This window comes from Olleya sp. Ti.3.14 (assembly GCF_038154885.1).
Lineage (GTDB): Bacteria > Bacteroidota > Bacteroidia > Flavobacteriales > Flavobacteriaceae > Olleya.
Genome location: NZ_JBAKAO010000001.1, coordinates 406,359 through 425,779, shown reverse-complemented (window position 1 = coordinate 425,779; position 19,421 = coordinate 406,359). Strand labels below are relative to the sequence as shown.

At 32.3% G+C, this 19,421-nt stretch carries 16 protein-coding genes; 13 read left to right on the top strand and 3 right to left on the bottom strand.

Annotated elements, in window-relative coordinates:
* Window positions 1–7 precede the first annotated feature (7 nt).
* Window positions 8–1,357, bottom strand: coding sequence for a DEAD/DEAH box helicase (locus V6251_RS01970; RefSeq protein WP_341586820.1), 1,350 nt, complete (start codon window positions 1,355–1,357; stop codon window positions 8–10).
* A 42-nt stretch (window positions 1,358–1,399) separates the two neighbouring features.
* Window positions 1,400–2,311, bottom strand: coding sequence for an aldose 1-epimerase family protein (locus V6251_RS01965; protein WP_341586819.1), 912 nt, complete (start codon window positions 2,309–2,311; stop codon window positions 1,400–1,402).
* A 54-nt stretch (window positions 2,312–2,365) separates the two neighbouring features.
* Here V6251_RS01965 and V6251_RS01960 point away from each other — a divergent pair, with 54 nt between their 5' ends.
* From V6251_RS01960 to V6251_RS01900, 13 genes are all read left to right on the top strand, one after another.
* Entirely contained in the window at window positions 2,366–3,670 is a 1,305-nt protein-coding gene (locus V6251_RS01960) for an anthranilate synthase component I family protein (RefSeq protein WP_445933614.1), read from the top strand.
* A 22-nt stretch (window positions 3,671–3,692) separates the two neighbouring features.
* Window positions 3,693–5,018 (top strand): tRNA lysidine(34) synthetase TilS, encoded by a 1,326-nt coding sequence (tilS, locus tag V6251_RS01955; protein ID WP_341586817.1) that lies wholly within the window; start codon window positions 3,693–3,695, stop codon window positions 5,016–5,018.
* Window positions 5,018–7,423, top strand: a complete 2,406-nt coding sequence (locus V6251_RS01950) for a protein-disulfide reductase DsbD family protein (protein ID WP_341586816.1) — start codon at window positions 5,018–5,020, stop codon at window positions 7,421–7,423. Before tilS ends, V6251_RS01950 begins: the two co-directional genes overlap by 1 nt.
* Window positions 7,424–7,478: 55 nt before the next feature.
* Window positions 7,479–9,101, top strand: a complete 1,623-nt coding sequence (gene ade / locus V6251_RS01945; RefSeq protein ID WP_341586814.1) for an adenine deaminase — start codon at window positions 7,479–7,481, stop codon at window positions 9,099–9,101.
* A 341-nt stretch (window positions 9,102–9,442) separates the two neighbouring features.
* Entirely contained in the window at window positions 9,443–10,402 is a 960-nt protein-coding gene (locus V6251_RS01940) for a YheT family hydrolase (RefSeq protein WP_341586813.1), read from the top strand.
* Window positions 10,403–10,467: 65 nt separating this feature from the next.
* Window positions 10,468–12,345 carry a CocE/NonD family hydrolase gene (locus V6251_RS01935; protein WP_341586811.1) on the top strand — a complete coding sequence of 626 codons (1,878 nt, stop codon included), beginning with the start codon at window positions 10,468–10,470 and terminating at the stop codon, window positions 12,343–12,345.
* Between the two features lie 47 nt (window positions 12,346–12,392).
* Entirely contained in the window at window positions 12,393–13,928 is a 1,536-nt protein-coding gene (locus tag V6251_RS01930; RefSeq protein WP_341586809.1) for a YifB family Mg chelatase-like AAA ATPase, read from the top strand.
* Between the two features lie 70 nt (window positions 13,929–13,998).
* Window positions 13,999–14,358, top strand: coding sequence for a hypothetical protein (locus V6251_RS01925; protein ID WP_341586807.1), 360 nt, complete (start codon window positions 13,999–14,001; stop codon window positions 14,356–14,358).
* A gap of 5 nt (window positions 14,359–14,363) precedes the next feature.
* Window positions 14,364–15,080: a hypothetical protein gene (locus V6251_RS01920; RefSeq protein ID WP_341586805.1), complete on the top strand. Its 717-nt coding sequence runs from the start codon at window positions 14,364–14,366 to the stop codon at window positions 15,078–15,080.
* 121 nt (window positions 15,081–15,201) lie between these two features.
* A complete protein-coding gene (locus tag V6251_RS01915; protein WP_341586804.1) occupies window positions 15,202–15,702 on the top strand; it encodes a hypothetical protein in 501 nt (166 codons plus the stop codon).
* 9 nt (window positions 15,703–15,711) lie between these two features.
* Window positions 15,712–16,419 (top strand): hypothetical protein, encoded by a 708-nt coding sequence (locus tag V6251_RS01910; RefSeq protein WP_341586802.1) that lies wholly within the window; start codon window positions 15,712–15,714, stop codon window positions 16,417–16,419.
* Window positions 16,420–17,124, top strand: a complete 705-nt coding sequence (locus V6251_RS01905) for a hypothetical protein (protein WP_341586800.1) — start codon at window positions 16,420–16,422, stop codon at window positions 17,122–17,124.
* Window positions 17,121–17,942, top strand: coding sequence for a sensor histidine kinase (locus tag V6251_RS01900; protein ID WP_341586798.1), 822 nt, complete (start codon window positions 17,121–17,123; stop codon window positions 17,940–17,942). Before V6251_RS01905 ends, V6251_RS01900 begins: the two co-directional genes overlap by 4 nt.
* A 10-nt stretch (window positions 17,943–17,952) precedes the next feature.
* Here the strand turns inward: V6251_RS01900 and V6251_RS01895 are convergent, their stop codons facing one another.
* Window positions 17,953–19,323 carry an aldehyde dehydrogenase gene (locus V6251_RS01895; protein ID WP_341586797.1) on the bottom strand — a complete coding sequence of 457 codons (1,371 nt, stop codon included), beginning with the start codon at window positions 19,321–19,323 and terminating at the stop codon, window positions 17,953–17,955.
* Between the last annotated feature and the right edge of the window lie 98 nt (window positions 19,324–19,421).

The window sequence follows — 19,421 nt, the reverse complement described above, 5'->3', positions numbered from 1 at the left end:
AAAGTTTTTATTTCTTATTACGTTTATTGTAATTTTTATCACCTCTTGTTTTTGGCTTTTTGTACTTGGCAGCAATTTTAAATTTGTAACTACCACCTAAATTTTCTTTACTATTTTTTTCTGATTTTTCATGAAAAGCAGGTCCAGGTGCATCAATGTCTTTACGTTTGGTTGGATTGTTACGTTCTTTAATTACAGTACGTTCTTCTTCAATCAACTCCGTAGAGATTTCAACTTCCTCTGGAATTTGTATTTCCGGAATATCCATTTGCATTAGACTTTCAATTTTTTCAAGACTGTCTTGTTCTTTTTCGGTACTAAAAACAACTGCTTGTCCTTCGCGTTCTGCACGACCTGTTCTACCAATTCTGTGCATGTAGTTTTCTGGATAGTCTGGTGTATCAAAGTTAAAAACGTGTGTTACGTTATCAATATCTAATCCACGTGCCATTACATCAGTAGCGACTAAAACACGATTTATACCTTCTCTAAATTGCTCGATACTACGTAGTCTGTAGTTTTGCGTTTTGTTAGAGTGGATGACACACAATTCTTCTTTAAAAAACTCGTCTAAAGCTTCAAAAAGTCTATCTGCCATACGTTTGTTAGATACAAAAACTAATACTTTATTATACGTTTCAGCGTCTTGTAATAAGTGTACTAATAAATTAAGTTTAGTGTAATAATTAGGGACACTATATTTTGTTTGTGCTATGTTTTCTAAAGGTGTACCAGAAATAGCAATAGATACTTTTTGTGGTGCAGTAAAAAAGTCAGTAATTAATTCGTCAACATCCTCAGTCATTGTAGCAGAAAACATAATATTTTGTCTTCGTTCTGGAAGGATATCAAAAATATTAATCAATTGGTGTCTAAATCCTAAATCTAACATAACATCCACTTCATCAATAACCAGACGCTCTAAAGATTTAAGTTGTAGTACACGACTAACCGCTAAATCATACAATCGTCCAGGCGTTGCAACAATAATATCTTGACCTTGTGCAACTGCTTGTTTTTGTGTGTTAATGTTTGTACCTCCATAAACACCAAGTACACGCGTGTTTATGTATTTTGCTAATTTTTCAATCTCATCAACAACTTGCACTACTAATTCTCTAGTAGGTACTAAAATTAAAACACGAGGATTATCTTGCTTAGAAAATTTTAGGTTTTTAAGTATTGGTAACATGTAGGCAAAAGTTTTACCTGTACCAGTTTGTGCGATACCAACCATATCTTTACCACTTGCAACTACATTAAAAGCTTCTGCTTGTATTGGAGTTGGTTGCGTAAAACCTAGGTCGTCAATTGCGTTATATAAAGGGGTATTTAAATTTAAATCTCTAAAGCTCAAAACGTTTTATTTTAGCCTACAAAATTACTACTATTATTTTGTTTACCCTAAATGATGCTCATGTATTTGTATACTGTAGCTTGCATTAAAAGTTTCGTTTTGTGGTAATTTGATAATCCCTTCTTTTTCGGTTAGTTTTTGTGATGTGTTTTCAGCATCAGCAATACCTAACCATGGTTCTATACAAACATAAGGTGCGTTTGGTTTAGCCCAAATACCCAAATAATTAAAGTCTTTATAGGTTACATTTAGTATTTCGCCATGAGTTTTACTCACTAAAGCCACTTTTCTGGATTGTAAATCTTTAAAAATAAGCGCATCTTTAGTAAATAAATCGGGTCTTAATTGGATGCTGTTTTTAGTGTCAAAAGCAGGTTTTGTTTGATTGGTAACTAAACCATTATCCATATTTAATACATAGGTTTGAGCGGATTCGTCAGTCTCAAAAACCAGGCTGTAATCGGTATAATTTTCATCTTTATAAACAGGACATTTAAAAGCTGGATGTCCGCCAATACTAAAATAAATGCTTTGGTTATCTAAATTTTTAACCGTGTGATTTATATGTAACGTGTTATTAACTAAAGTGTAAATGATTAAAAATTCAAACTTAAAAGGAAACTGTTTCAGTAAGTCATCATTGTACATTAAACTAAACGTCAAACTGTTTTTGGTTTGATCTATTAGTTTAATAGCATCACTATGTCTTGTAAATCCATGTTTTGGTAATGTGTATGTTTTGCCTTCAAAGGTGTATTCATCATTTTTTAAAGCACCAATTATAGGAAACAAATTAGGTGCGTGGCTGCCCCAAATGTCAGGATCTGCATGCCACATAAACTGATTGTCGTTTTTTACGGAAGCAATTTCGCACAATTCTGCGCCTTTCGGTTTAACCGAAATTTTTAAGAGGGCATTGGATAGTTCAAACATCTGTTTTATATTTAATCTCATGACTAAAATACTCGTTTTTTTTAACATTTCTGTTTAACTTTACACAACATTTTTATAGTGAGAACAACGACAAAACATAAACTGACTAATCCTGAGGACTTCAAGCAAAATTTATTGTCTTGGAGCCAACAATTTGACGATGTCGTTTGGCTGGATTCTAACCAATATCAGCAACAGTATTCTAGTTATGATGCCGTTTTAGCTGTGGATGCCTTTACAGGGTTTCAAACGGATTATAAGAATGCGTTTGAACAGTTTAAAGAATACCAAACGTTAGCTAATGACTGGGTTTTTGGTTATTTGTCTTACGATTTAAAAAATGATGTAGAGCATTTAAAATCTGCTAATTATGATGGTTTAGCATTTCCTGATTTATATTTTTTTCAACCTAAAAAAATCTTTTTAATTAAAGGTGATACTGTTGAAATGCAGTATTTGAAAATGGTTGATGATGAAGTGGAAATGGATTTAAATCAAATACGTCAGTACAAGGATGAAGGACGTGACAATTTGCCGAATGAAAACGACCCAATTAAAATTGAACTGAGAATAGAAAAAGATGCGTATTTTGATAAGATAAAAACCATGCTTAGTCACATACACAGAGGTGATATTTACGAAGCTAATTTTTGTCAAGAGTTTTATGCAGAGGGCACAGTTATAAACCCATTAGAGATTTACAATAAACTTAATGCCATTTCAAAACCACCATTTGCGACGTTTTTAAAGCTAAATGATAAATACTTATTGTCTGCGTCACCAGAGCGTTACATTAAAAAAGAAGGCACTAAAATTATATCTCAACCTATAAAAGGGACCGCAAAACGTGAGGACGATTTTATATTGGATTCTATTTTAAAAAACAACTTGGTTACGGACCAAAAGGAGCGTAGTGAAAACGTGATGATTGTAGATTTGGTGCGTAATGACTTATCGCAAACCGCAACAAAAGGGAGTGTTAAGGTTGAAGAGTTATGTAAGATTTACACCTTTAATCAAGTACATCAAATGATATCTACAGTAACCTCTCAGGTGGCCGAAAACACACATCCAATAGATATTATTAAAAGTACATTTCCTATGGGAAGTATGACTGGAGCTCCAAAAATTTCGGCAATGAAAATTATTGAAACTTTAGAAGAAACCAAACGTGGTTTATATTCTGGAGCAGTCGGCTATATTTCGCCAACAGGCGACTTTGACTTTAATGTCGTTATCCGCAGTATTTTATATAATGCTAGTAATAAATACGTGTCATACTCAGTTGGAGGCGCTATTACTGCAAAATCTGATCCTTTAAACGAATATGAAGAATGTTTGCTTAAGGCTAAAGCCATGAGGACGGTTTTAGAGAGTTAAATAGAAATCTTTACATTTATACATGCAAGAACACTTCCAAAATCACATTAACAACACGCTTCCTTTTCTTAAAAACAGCAAACTATTACTTGCTATTTCAGGAGGTTTGGACAGTGTTATTTTAACGCATTTATGTAAAACATCTGGTTTAGATATTACATTGGCACATTGTAATTTTAATTTACGAGGTATTGAAAGCGATGGAGACGAAAAATTTGTTACTGATTTAGCAGATAGCTTGGAATTAGAAGTGTTTACTGAAAGTTTTGATACTAAGGCTTACGCCGAAAGTAATAAAGACTCCATCCAAATGGCAGCAAGAACATTGCGTTATGATTGGTTTCAGGAGTTAGCAGCACAGTTGGGTTTTGATTATATTTTAACTGCTCATCATGCAGATGATAATTTAGAAACTTTTTTAATTAATCTGACTCGAGGAACAGGTTTAGAAGGTTTAAAAGGTATTCCGGAAATAAATGAAAACATTGTTAGACCATTGTTGCCATTTTCTAGAGAAACTATCGAAGATTTTGCAGTGTCTAACAAAATACAATGGAGAGAAGATAGTAGTAATGCATCTACTAAATACTTACGTAATAAGTTAAGACATGATGTTATTCCGGTTTTAAAATCTTTAAATAATAATGTTTTAACCAATTTTAAAAACACATTAAATAATCTTAATGATACAGCAGATATTGTTGAAGAAAGTGTGCAAGCGGTTTTTAAACGTGCAATAATTGATATTGATGATACTCAAATAAGTTATAAAATATCAGAGTTTATTAAAGTTAGTAATCCTAAAGCATATCTATTCGAAATATTTAAAGATTACGGGTTTACCCAATGGACAGATATTGTTAATTTGTTGACTGCACAAAGTGGAAAGCAAGTGTTTTCTGCAACGCATCAATTACTTAAAAATAGAGAGACTTTAATTTTAAGTGAATTAAAAACGGAGGATAGTCAGCATGAAAATGAAGGGTCTGTATTAATTACTAATTTTAAAAACGAGGTAGATGTGTCGTTAGGCGTTTTATCTTTTGAAACCACAGAGAGTGTAGGAAAATCGGACACCTTGACGGTGTTTATTGATAAAGAAAAGTTAAAATTACCATTAACTGTAAGACATTGGGAAGAAGGAGACTATTTTTACCCTCTAGGCATGCAAGGTAAAAAGAAACTTAGCAAATATTTTAAAGATCAAAAGTTGTCTTTGTTAGACAAGAAAAAGGTCTTATTATTGTGTAGTCAAGATAAAATTGTTTGGGTTATTAATCATCGTGCAGATGATAGATTTAAAGTAACCAATCAAACCAAATCAATACTAAAAATTAAATTATCATAATGAAGCATATAACCGCTTTTATACTATTTTTTATCACTGTATTTACTGTAAATGCGCAAGTGTTAAAACCAGTAAAATGGAGTAACGAGATTCAGAAAATATCCGATCAAGAGTATGTTTTAGTATATAAGGCAAACATTAAAGAGCATTGGCATTTATATTCTCAACATTTGGATGAAGGAGGAGCGTTGCCAACGGAGTTTGTTTACGATTCAGTAAATAAAACTAACAACTTTGAGCTTATCGGAAAAGCGTTTGAAAGCGAATCTATAACGCAATTTGATAAGGTGTTCCAAATGGATTTAACCTTTTTTGATGGCGAAGCAACTTTTGCTCAAAAAATCAAATTATTAAATCCAGAGCAAAAAACAATTAAAAGTGAGGTTGCTTATCAAGCTTGTGATGACTCTAAATGCATTTATGAGTTTGAAGAAATTGTTTTTAATCTAAACCAAGCAAAGCCTTTAACAGAAACAGTTAACGCTTTAATATCTACTGAAAATATATTTAATCCAACATCTAAAATATTAGATCCAGTAAGTTGGAAAACTGGAGTTAAAAAATTAAGTGATACACAATATCAATTAACATATACTGCTGTTTTAGATCCAAAATGGCATATTTATTCTCAGGATAATAAAGAGCCAATGGGTCCAATACCTACTGAGATTACATTTAAAAATGAAAATAAAGATTTTAAATTAATAGGTGATTTAAAAGAATCTGAAACAGTTGAAAAGTTTGAAAACGCTTTTCAAATGAATGTAAAATACTTTGAAAAACAAGCAGTTTTTACTCAAATAATTGAAGTGTTAAATCCAACGTTAAACACTATTCAAGCCGAAGCGTATTATCAAGCTTGCGATGACGAGAAATGTTTGGCTCCTGCTTTTATAGATTTAGATATTAATTTAAATGGTTTAGCCACAGAGGACACTAAAGCAACTAATAATATTGATGAAGAAAGTAATGACAATAAAGGACTATGGAGTATCTTTTTTATAGCGTTCTTATCAGGATTTGCAGCGTTGTTAACACCTTGCGTGTTTCCTATGATACCAATGACAGTTAGTTTTTTTACAAAGCAAAGTAAAAGCAAGGCGTCAGGTATTAAAAATGCAATAATCTACGGGTTATGTATTATAGCTATCTATTTACTTTTAGGTACAGCGGTTACAGCTATTTTTGGTGCAGATGCTTTAAATGCATTAGCAACTAATGTTTGGTTTAACCTTATCTTTTTTGGATTATTAGTTGTATTTGCGTTTTCGTTTTTAGGTGCATTTGAGATTATGCTACCAAATTCTTGGGCAAATAAAGTAGACTCGCAAGCTAATAGAGGAGGTTTTATAGGTATCTTTTTTATGGCATTAGCTTTAGCAATCGTTTCTTTTTCATGTACAGGACCGATTGTTGGTACATTATTGGTGGAAGCAGCCTCTAAAGGTGGTATTGCACCAATTATAGGTATGCTTGGCTTTTCTTCCGCTATAGCGTTACCATTTGCATTATTTGCAGCGTTTCCAGGATGGTTAAACTCGTTACCAAAATCAGGAGGTTGGTTAAATACAGTCAAAGTTGTTTTAGGGTTTTTAGAGTTAGCTTTAGCGTTTAAATTTTTATCTCAAGCAGACTTAGTATTGCAATTACATTTGCTAGAGCGTGAAGTATTTATAGCTATTTGGATCGCTATTTTTGGGACGTTGGCATTATACCTTTTCGGAAAAATACAATTACCACATGATTCGCCTTTACCACATATATCTGTTGGTAGATTAAGTCTTGGATTGCTTGTTTTAACGTTTACTATTTATATGATTCCTGGACTTTGGGGAGCACCTTTAAACCTAATTAGTGCTTTTCCACCACCATTAGATTATAGCGAGTCGCCTTACGGAGTAGGTAACTCAAAAGGAGGAAGCAGTGCTAGTACTACTCACGATGATTTACCAGAAGGTGCACATTTATTAGCGCCACATGACATATTAGCCTTTAACGATTATGATTTAGGTTTAGCATATGCTAAAAAAGTGAATAAACCAGTTATGTTAGATTTTACAGGTTGGGCTTGTGTTAACTGTAGAAAAATGGAACAAAACGTTTGGCCAAAAGGGAATATTTTAAATGTCTTAAAAAATGACGTGGTTTTAATCTCATTATATGTAGATGATAAAAGAGAATTAGAAGCAGATGAAATTGTAGACTCTAAATTAAGACCAGGTAAAAAACTGAAATATATTGGTCAAAAGTGGAGCGAATTTCAAACCATTAAATACAAATCTAATACACAACCCTATTATGTGTTAATGGGTCACAACGAGGAGAATTTAAATACTCCAGTTGCTTATACTCCAGATTCCGACACCTATTACAATTGGTTAAAAGAAGGAATTAATAATTTTTAATTGAATAAAAATATCCTGCATTAGCGGGATTTTTTTTACTGTTATATAGTACAACATGAAAACAATACAAGGACAAATAGTAGACATACAAAACAAGCGTGTTTTTAGTGGAGAAATTACTATTAGCGCAGGTAAGATTACCTCTGTTACAGAAAAAGAACACGATAGTAAGCATTATATTTTACCCGGTTTTGTAGATGCACATATACATATTGAAAGCTCGATGTTAGTACCATCAGAGTTTGCTAAAATAGCAGTTAAACATGGGACTGTTGCTACGGTTAGTGATCCGCATGAAATTGCAAATGTATTGGGTGTGGCAGGAGTGGAGTTTATGATTGATAACGGTAAGAAAACACCGTTTAAATTCAATTTTGGAGCACCAAGTTGTGTCCCAGCAACTACTTTTGAATCGGCTGGAGCAGTTATAGATTCTGACGACATTAAAACGCTTATGGCTAATCCAGATATTAAGTATCTAGCCGAAATGATGAATTACCCTGGCGTGTTGTTTGATGATGAAGAAGTACTTAAAAAAATAGCGTGGGCAAAACACTATAATAAGCCCGTAGATGGTCACGCACCAGGTTTAAGAGGTGATGACGTTACTAAATATATCAATGCAGGAATTAGCACAGATCATGAATGTTTTACCTATGACGAGGCGTTAGAAAAGCTTCAAAAGGGAATGAAAATATTGATTAGAGAAGGTAGTGCTGCTAAAAACTTTGAAGCTTTAATAGATTTATTACCTGAGCATTATCATAACATGATGTTTTGTAGTGACGATAAGCATCCTGACGATTTATTATTAAACCATATAAACGCTCTTTGCGCTAGAGCAGTAGCAAAAGATATTGATGTGTTTAAAGTGTTGCAAGCAGCGTGTGTCAATCCTGTAAAACATTATAATTTAGATGTTGGATTATTACAAAAAGATGATGTTGCAGATTTTATTATTGTTGAAGATTTAAAAGATTTTAAAACATTACAAACGTATATAAATGGTGAGTTAGTGTTTGACAACGGAACGTCTTTAATTAAGCACGTAGATTTTGAAAATCTTAATAATTTTGATACTGAAATTAAAACGATTGAAGACTTTAAAGTCGAAAGTACAGCAAAACAAATACGCGTTATTGAAGCTTTAGAAGGGCAGTTGGTAACTAATCAATTAATTGAAGAAGCAACAATCTTAAACGGAAATTTAGTTTCAAATACAGTTACTGATGTCTTAAAAATGACAGTAGTTAACCGTTATAAAAACGACAAGCCAGCGTTAGCGTTTATTAAAAACTTTGGTTTAAAAGAAGGGGCAATTGCAAGTTCTGTGGGACATGATTCTCACAATATAATTGCGGTAGGTGTTAGCGACGAAGCTATTTGTAAAGCAGTTAATTTAATAATTGAAAATAAAGGTGGTATTTGCGCGGTGTCTGATACTGATCAAAAAATAGTATCGCTTCCTGTTGCTGGAATTATGAGCGATAAAAATGCCGAAACTATTGGGCATGCTTACGCGGAATTGGATGCATTTGCTAAACAATTGGGGACAACATTAAATGCACCTTACATGACCTTGTCTTTTATGGCATTATTAGTAATTCCTTCACTAAAATTAAGCGATAAAGGCTTATTTGATGGTGGGAAATTTGAGTTTACTAGTTTAGAGGTTTAGTGTTTATATACTAGCTAAACAATTGTCATTTTGAGCGCAGTCGAAAACTTGTGACCTTAGGTTGTATTGCATTTCGACTACGCTCAATGTGACAGTTTTAAAATAAGTGTTATTTGAGTAGCTAAACAATTGTCATTTTGAGCGCAGTCGAAAAACTTGAGATATTAGGTTTTGTAGCATTTCGACTACGCTCAATGTGACAGTTTTTAAAATAAATATTACTTGAGTAGCTAAACAATTGTCATTTTGAGCGCAGTCGAAAACTTGAGAGTTTAGATTTTATAGCATTTCGACTATGCTCAATGTGACAGAAATTTTAAAAATAAAAAAACAACTATTAAATGCCAATCCTAAAAACCACATATAAACCTAAATTCATGTTCAGAAATGGGCATATTTCAACGATCTATTCAGGTGTATTACGAAAAGTAGTAGGCGTGACTCAGAAACGAGAACGTATTATTTTACCAGATAGTGATTTTATAGACTTAGATTGGAGTTATGCTGGTAATAAGACTAAACAACTACTGGTGGTTTTACACGGTTTAGAAGGTAATGCACAACGCCATTATATGTTAGGTTCGGCTAAGATGGCAAACCAAAACAATATGGATGCGGTTTGTGTAAACTTTAGAGGGTGTAGTGGAGAGGTAAACAAAACGTTTCAATCTTACCATTCAGGAAAGACGGACGACTTAGCTTCAGTTATAAAACACATTACGACTCAGTTTGATTATGATACAATCTACCTAAATGGATTTAGCTTGGGGGGTAATGTTATTTTAAAGTATCTAGGTGAAACTTCAGATTTGCCAGAACAAATTAAAGCAGCAGTAACAGTATCTGTTCCCGTATATTTAAAAGGATCTTTAGAACAACTTATGTCCTCTAAAAATTATGTATATTCAAAGAAGTTTCTAAGAAATTTGAGAAGTAAACTAGTAGATAAACAACAGTTATTTCCTCAAAAAATAAACAATCAAGATTTGAGTGCTGTCAAAACTCTAAAAGATTTTGATGATGTATATACTTCAGTAGCGCATGGTTTTAAAGATGCTTATGATTATTATGAGCAATCTAGTAGTCTGCAGTATTTAAAACACATTTCAATTCCTACTTTGCTGATAAATGCACGAAACGATTCTTTTTTATCAAAAGAATGTTACCCGATTCAAGAAGCAGAGCAAAATGCTAATTTTTATTTAGAAATGCCTAAATATGGTGGACATGTTGGTTTTTATGATGAACAAAACACCTATTATTCAGAAAAACGAATGCTTCAGTTTATTACTAATTTGTAGCGTACAGCTTTAGTTTCAGTTTAGTAATAAAATACCTATCTTTAGTTTTTTAAAAGCAAAAATTAATGAAACGTATCCTTCTTTTATTAGCCATAACGCTAGTATTTTCGTCTTGTAAAGACCAACTAAAATTAGACACCACTACCACTGAAAAAGCAAAAGACACTTTTATTGTAGCAGAACATTACAATAAAAAAGAAGTCTCTATTGCTATGCGTGATGGTGTAAAATTACATACCACTATTTATTCGCCTAAAGATACTTCTAAACAGTATCCAATTTTAATGCAACGTACACCTTACAGTTGCAGACCTTATGGTGATGCCGAGTTTAAATCAAAGATAGGACCTAATCAATATTTAATGAGAGAGGGTAATATTATAGTTTATCAAGATGTTAGAGGACGTTGGAATAGTGAAGGGGTTTATGATAACATGAGACCGTTTATACCAAATAAAACAGGCAAACAGTTTGACGAAGCTAGTGATACGTATGACACTATAGATTGGTTAGTAAATAATGTAGATAACACCAATGGTAATGTGGGGACTTGGGGAATTTCTTATCCTGGGTTTTATGCGACTTACTCTACGTTATCGGGCCATCCTGCTTTAAAAGCAGCTTCTCCTCAAGCTTGTATTGGCGATTTCTTTTTTGATGATTTTTTCCATAATGGTGCTTTTTTGTTAAGTTATTGGAGAGCGACTTCAGTGTTTGGTTATATGAAGGATAAACCAACAAAGGAAGCTTGGTACAAGTTTCCTGAAATTGGTACTGAAGATCAATATCAATTTTTCTTAGATGCAGGACCGCTTAGTAATTTAAATAAGTATTACGGAGAAGATAATGAGTTTTGGAACCAAATAAAGAGCCATCCAAATTATGATGAATTCTGGCAGAGTAGAGGAATTCTACAACATTTAAAAGATATTAAACCAGCGACGCTAGTCGTAGGAGGTTTATTTGATGCAGAGGATTTATATGGACCATTTAACACGTATAAGTCTATTGAAAAAAATAGTAAAAACTATAACGGTGTTGTCTTTGGACCTTGGAGTCATGGGGATTGGGCAAGAAGTAATGACCGTCAAGTAGTCGGTAATATTCATTTTGGAGATAGTATCTCTGATTACTTTCAGAAGAATATAGAAACTAAATTCTTTAACCATTTCCTAAAAGAAAAAGCAGATGGTACAGTGGACTTACCAGAAGCTCACTTTTTTAATACAGGAACCAAACAATGGTCAGATTTTACGGCTTGGCCACCAGAAAACAGCGTTAAAGAAAGCTATTTTATGCAACCAAATCAACGTTTAACGCAAAAAGCAAATCGTATGATAGGGACTAGCGATTTTATTAGTGATCCTAAAAAGCCTGTACCATACACGGAAGATATAAAAGTGGTATTTACACCACGTAAGTTTATGACCGACGATCAGCGTTTTGCATCAAGACGTCCTGATGTTTTAACTTTTGAAACTGAAGTTTTAGAAAACGACATCACTTTAGCTGGAGATATTTTAGCTAAATTACAAGTGTCTACAACGGGTACATCTGCCGATTGGATTGTTAAAGTTATTGATGTTTTTCCTGCTGACACAGAAAACACAGACGATGTTCAGGACCATTTAAAACTAAGTAATTACCACATGCTAATTAGAAGCGAAACTATGCGTGGGCGTTTTAGAAATAGTATGACTAATCCAGAACCTTTTGTACCAAATCAAAAAACTGCTGTAAATATCACGTTGCAAGATGTGTTACACACCTTTAAAAAAGGACACAAAATACAAGTACAAGTACAAAGTACATTTTTTCCTTACATAGATATCAATCCACAAACGTACGTGGATAATATTTTTGAGGCTAAAGCATCTGATTTTAAAGCGCAAACGCACAAAGTTTACAACGATTCTGCAATAGAGTTTACGGTATTAAAGTAGAGTATTGAAACTTTTTTCCTACTTTTAGTATCTAAACTAACCATTTTATGCTAAGAAAAGTTTTTGGAAGTGCTGTCTTTGGTGTCGAAGCCACAACAGTAACCGTAGAAGTTAATATAGATAGTGGTATTGGATACCATCTTGTTGGGCTTCCGGATAATGCCATTAAAGAAAGTAATTTTAGGATTGCTGCTGCACTTCAAAATAATGGGTATAAAATTCCAGGTAAAAAAATAATTATAAATATGTCACCAGCAGACCTTCGTAAAGAAGGTTCTGCTTATGACTTGACTTTGGCTATGGGTATTTTGGCTGCGTCTAAACAAATAGCAGCAGATAATTTAGAGGATTTTTTAATCATGGGCGAGTTGTCCTTGGATGGTACTTTACAACCTATAAAAGGGGCTTTGCCAATTGCTATAAAGGCTCGAGAAGAAGGTTATAAAGGTTTTATACTACCTATACAAAACGTAAAAGAAGCTGCTATTGTTGATGGTCTTGAGGTTTATGGAGTAGAAAATATAAAACAAGTCATTAATTATTTCGATAAAGGAGAAGCTTTAAAACAAACTATAATTGATACAAGAAAAGAATTTGAAAAAAACTTAGACTTTCCTGAGTTTGATTTTAGTGATGTAAAAGGTCAAGAAAGTATAAAACGTTGCATGGAAATTGCAGCAGCAGGTGGACATAATATTATCTTGATAGGTCCTCCAGGAGCAGGTAAGACTATGTTAGCAAAGCGTTTGCCTAGTATTTTACCACCAATGACTTTACATGAAGCTTTGGAGACTACAAAAATACATAGTGTAGTTGGTCGTGTTAAGGACACTGGTTTGATGGCGCAAAGACCCTTTAGAAGTCCTCACCACACCATTAGTGATGTTGCACTTGTTGGTGGAGGTGCATATCCACAGCCAGGTGAAATATCACTATCACATAATGGTGTTTTATTTTTAGATGAATTACCAGAATTTAAACGTGGTGTTTTAGAAGTGATGAGACAACCGTTAGAGGACAGAGAAGTTACCATTTCTAGAGCAAGATTTACTGTAACGTATCCATCATCGTTTATGTTGGTTGCTAGTATGAATCCTAGTCCAAGTGGATATTTTAACGATCCTGATGCTCCTGTAACTAGTAGTCCTGCCGAAATGCAACGTTATTTAAGTAAAATTTCCGGACCGCTTTTAGATAGAATTGATATTCATATTGAAGTAACTCCTGTACCTTTTGAAAAATTGTCTGAAGAACGTAAAGGCGAATCTTCTGTAGACATAAGAAAACGAGTGACTCAAGCCCGAAAAATCCAAACCATTCGTTTTGAAACTTTTGAAAATGTACATTATAACGCACAAATGTCAACCAAGCAAATTAGGGTGTATTGTAAGTTAGAAGAGGCTTCAAAACAATTACTTAAAACAGCAATGGAACGCTTAAATCTTTCCGCAAGAGCGTACGACAGAATATTAAAAGTATCTAGAACCATAGCAGATTTAGAAGGTAGTGAAGATGTTAAAGGTAATCACATTAGTGAGGCAATCCAATACAGAAGTTTAGATAGAGATGGTTGGTTGGGATAAATGTTTAAAGTTTAATAGATTTTCTGTACTTTCGTAAACAGCTATTAATAACTATAAACCATATTTTAAAATGTCAGAACCAACTGGAAAAATTTCGGCTACAGAAGCCGAAACACTAAGTAACGCGTGGACGAAACTACGTCAAGATGCTAACAATATTGCTGCAGGTCAGGAAGATAATAGGTCTTCGTGGTATTCTCTTGAAGATATGCAAGCATTTCTAGAAATGATTAAAGAACAAAATCCTAATGTAAATGGTGTAAGATGCTATTTAGGTGTGCAAACCGATAAGGAAACATCTAAAGGGTTAACCACTATATTTATGGTGCCTACAGAAGATGTTAATGGTAAAAACATAGATATTAAAGGTGCAGATGGAATAGATAGAGGACAAGGAGGAATGCCTCCAGGAGCTGGTTATCCAAATTAATTATTATGGAAGAATTTTTAAAGGACAATTATAGTATTTTAACTAAATTCTTCATTTTAGTAGCAGTTGTTTCTGGTCTTGTAACTTACAAGAAACATAAAGGAACACCTGCTACTTTTTTTGTTAAAGTATTAGTATATTTTTTAGTTGTAGAGTTAATAGGTACATACTCTTCGATGTACAAAAATTTTGACTTTTTAGAGCCAATATATAACTCGTTATTTAGACAAAATTATTGGTGGTATACTATTGCTTTTGATATTATTGGTATTGTCTTATTTTCACTTTTATTTCAAAAAGTTATTCCTAATAAGCTTTTTAATAAAGTGTTAAAATATAGTACTTACGGGTTTGTTCTTTTTTCTATACTATATATTATTTATAATCGTGATTTGTTTTTCTTTCAGTTTTTTCCCGTAATTCAGATAACAGGAGCCTTAATAATACTTAGCTGTAGTGTCTTTTATTTTATAGAATTATTGCTGAATGATAAAATTATAAAATTTTATAAGTTTCTTTATTTTTACATTGCTATAGCCATTTTTATATGGTGGATTGTCGTGACACCATTAACATTTTATGATGTTTATATGGTAAATGGTGATTGGGATTATATTTTATTAAAGTGGGAAATTTACTTATCTCTAAACTTTATAATGTATATCTCATTTGCTATTGGTTTTTTTATCTCTGAGCCAGAAAATTTGATTAAACTGGACTAGTATAAGTCGCAGTAATACAATATTTAATATTTATTATAACTAGATAGTTTTCTTAGTAAAAGATAGTTAGCTAATTTATTTTTATTACTTTTAAATTGCTATTAACCAACTTTTAAAACAAATGAAAAACTTAGGCAGCTTAATCTTAGGATTAATTATTGGCGCATTGGTAATGTACTTTTATTCAAACACTTTAAATGGATCTCACGTTACTAACCCAGTTATAAAACCAAGAGGTGTAATTACACCAAATCAAGCAATAGTATTAGATTCTACCTACAATTCTAGACATGCTTTAATTAGCGACAGTATTGTAAAACGACCTGATAATCGCTCAAGCTGGTGGTCCTTAGGTGATGTTACGAATTATATAGATTATGCTAAAAACCAATCTGATAGCTTAGGTTATAATATGAGTGGATTAAGAGTATATTTAGGAGCTTATCCAACAAGTAAAAATCAGGTTGGATATACTACCATGTTTATGGTACCAACGGGAAATGTTAAAATGGTTGATGGAAGTAAAGGTTTTGCAGCATCAGCTAATACTGATATTGAAGGAGCTAACCCTTTAAATATGGGAACTGCTGGTAATCCTCCAAACTCTAATTATCCTCATTAATCCGTAATAGTGGAAACATTTTTAAGACAAAATTATAGTGTAATAACTCATAGTATAGAGTTGTTGGCTGTGCTTGTTGCAGTGTTTAGTTACAAAAAATACAAGTTTACTTCTGGAAAATACTTTATTTACTTTTTAGTTTATGTATTTATTATTGATTTGGTAGGCGAGTATCCTTCGTTTTACAATACGTTTGAGTGGTTAACTACTGTACAAAATTCTGTATTTAGATATAATTATTGGCTATTTACTATTTTTTACATTTTAGGAAGCATAGTGTTTTATATGTTTTATTATCATAAGATTTTAAAAAACAAAACACATAAAATTATAGTATTGGCAGTAGGTATATTAAGTTTAATAATTTCAATAATCTATATAGCATGTAATACAACTCAGTTTTTTAATGGCTTTTTACCTTTAATAAGTGTGTTAGCTGCTTTTTCTATAATAACATTTACAACGTGCTATTTTATCGAGTTGTTACAAAGTGATAAAATGCTTAGGTTTTATAAAATATTAGACTTTTATATTAGTATAGCGTTGCTTTTTTGGTGGTTAATTACAACACCAGTTATTTTTTATGGTATTTACAATTCTGATGAAGATTGGAATTTTGTAATCTTAAAATGGCAAATATTTTTGTTTTCAAATATCATGATGTACTTAACTTTTACTTTTGGATTATTAATTTCAAGTCCTCATGAAAACGATTAGATGATAGATTTTTTAACCAAACATTTTAATTTTATTGTTTATTTTTTTGAATTAATAGCGTTTATAACAGGCGTTATTTTATTTAAAAAGCATAAAAGTAAAGCAACAAAAATTTTTATATTTTTTTTAGCTTACATAGTCTTTGTCGAGTTTGTGGGTTGTGTCTTAACTTATCTTAAAGGTAACGCATTAGTGCACTTTGTAAGACAATTGGGCTTAACAACCCGACTATGGTATAATGTATTTTGGTTATTTGGAAGTATCGTGTTCATCTTGTTTTACTATTATAATTTGTTTAAAATCAAGATGTTTAAGACTATAATTAAATATATAAGCTTAATATATGTTTTAATTTTCACTATACATGTAGTCTTTAATTACGACGCCTTTTTTAATGCGCATCATACGTTTTATTTTATTTTAGACGCCTCAATAATTTTTATATGCGTAACGCTTTTTTGTTTAGAATTACTTAAAAGTGACGACCTTTTAAATCTATCAAAATCATTTGCTGTTTATGCTACTTTTGGGTTATTTTTATGGTGGCTAATAACAACTCCTATTATTTTTTACGAAACTTACAATACTACTGCAGACTGGGATTTTGCAAATTTAAAACGTCGCGTATTTCTATTTGCTAATATATTTATGTATACTTGTTTTGTATTGGGATTAATAGCTTCTAAACCACAAAAAAATAAATGATTAATATTTTAAATCTTATACAAACACAGGCAACCTCTACACAGTCAGAACGTTATTTGCTAATTTATATGATTGGTGTGCTTATTGTGGTTACCACCTTGGTAGTATTGTTTTTTATAGTATTTCAAAAAAGAAAAAACTCACTACTATTAGATAAAATTTTACAACAACGCGCATTTGATTTAGAGCTATCAAATGCCCAAACCGAAATACAAGAACAAACACTAAAAAATATTGGTTGGGAGCTTCATGATAATGTTGGACAATTATTAGCAGCTGCAAGCATGCAACTTAATATTCTTAAAACTAAATTAAATGTTGATGGAAACGAAAACTTTACTGAAGCCTCAGATTTTGTAAAACAAAGTTTAAAGGAAGTTAGGATGTTATCGCGATCATTAAATAATGAAGTGATACTAAATATTGGTTTTGAACAGTCCATTACCAACGAGTTAAACCGACTTAAAAAAATGAAGTTTGCTTCGGCAGAATTACAAGTTAAAGGTGATGTTGTTCCTTTTAATGATAAAAAGCACGAGATTATTATATTCAGAATTTTACAAGAGTTTTTTTCCAATACAGTTAAATATTCTGAAGCAAAAAACTTGACAGTAACCTTAAATTATCTAGCAGATAAACTAATTTTAGTAGCAACTGATGATGGTAAAGGATTTGATATAAATACAGTAAAAGAAGGATCAGGCTTATTAAACATGAAAAGTCGTGCCCAACTTATTAATACCACCTACAATTTAACTTCAAAACCAGGAAATGGTGTTAAGTTGCAATTAGAGTATCCCTTAATAAAACAAGCTTAATAGACTACTATTATAGCCATTTTAAAGCCTTTCTAACAAAGTTTAACTTATCCTTATAAGGCGCATAACGTACAGGTATATCCAACCAATTAGCTTTTTTAACAACACCTTTTTTATGACTAAACGTGTCAAAGGTGTACTGTCCATGATAAGCACCAAGTCCACTATTACCTACACCTCCAAACGGTAATCTATGATTAGCAAAATGTACAATGGTATCATTAATGCATCCTCCTCCAAACGAGAATTTTTGTATTAATTGTTTCGCTTTCGCGGAATTTGAGCCAAATACGTATAAGCTTAACGGTTTATTGTATGACATGATAATAGTGTCTAATTCCGAATCTTTTTGATAAGAAATCACAGGAAGAATCGGACCAAAAATCTCATCTTTCATCACTTCGCTATCAAGCTGTGGCTCATCAATAATAGTTGGTGCAATGTACAAATCAGAAGCATCAGTTTGTCCGCCAATAATGCACTTTTGATTAACTAACATTTTTGCTAAGCGCTCAAAGTTTTTGGCATTTATAATTCGCGCAAAATCTTTAGATTGTTTTGGAGTAGAGGAGTATGCTAATTGTATTTCATGCTGCATAGCTTTATAAAAAGCTCCTTTTTTGCTATCATGTATTAAAACATAATCTGGAGCAATACACGTTTGACCTGCATTTACAAATTTACCCCAAACAATACGTTTTGCTGCTAGCTTTATATTTGCTGTATTATCAATTATACAAGGGTTTTTTCCACCCAACTCTAATGTAACAGGAGTTAAGTTTGGAGCAGCAGCTTTAGCAACTATTTTACCAACTGCAACACTACCTGTAAAGAAAATATAATCCCAATGTTGCTCTAGTAATTTGGTAGAGATATCTACACCACCTTGTACGACCGTAACATGTTCAGGTTTAAAAACAGTTTTAATAATATCGCTAATTAATGCAGAGGTGTGTGGTGTTAACTCACTAGGTTTTAAAATGACTGTATTTCCTGCTGCAATTGCACCAACTAGTGGTGCCAATGCTAATTGATAGGGATAATTCCAAGGCGCTATTATTAAAACACTTCCATAAGGTTCTGCATACAAATAATCAGTGGACGGAAAGTTTAATAACGCTGGTAATACACGCTTTGGTTTTGCCCATTTATTTAACTTTTTTATAGTGTATTTTAAATCCTGAATTACAATCGCTGTTTCGGTTAAAACACTTTCAAATTCAGGTTTTTTAAAATCGTTATATAACGCATCTATAATCTCTTGCTCTCTAGTTTCTAATTGACTTAACAACGATTTTAAAAGTGTTTTTCTGTAGGGAACACTTAATGTTTTACCTGTTTTAAAATACGTTTGTTGATTGTTTAATAATTCAGGAATCATAGTAGTGTTTTAATATTAAAGATAAACTATTTTATTGGTTTGCTGCTCATGCGTTAGTGGTAGTAATGGCATCCTTTTTTTGCTGCCATAAATGGCAA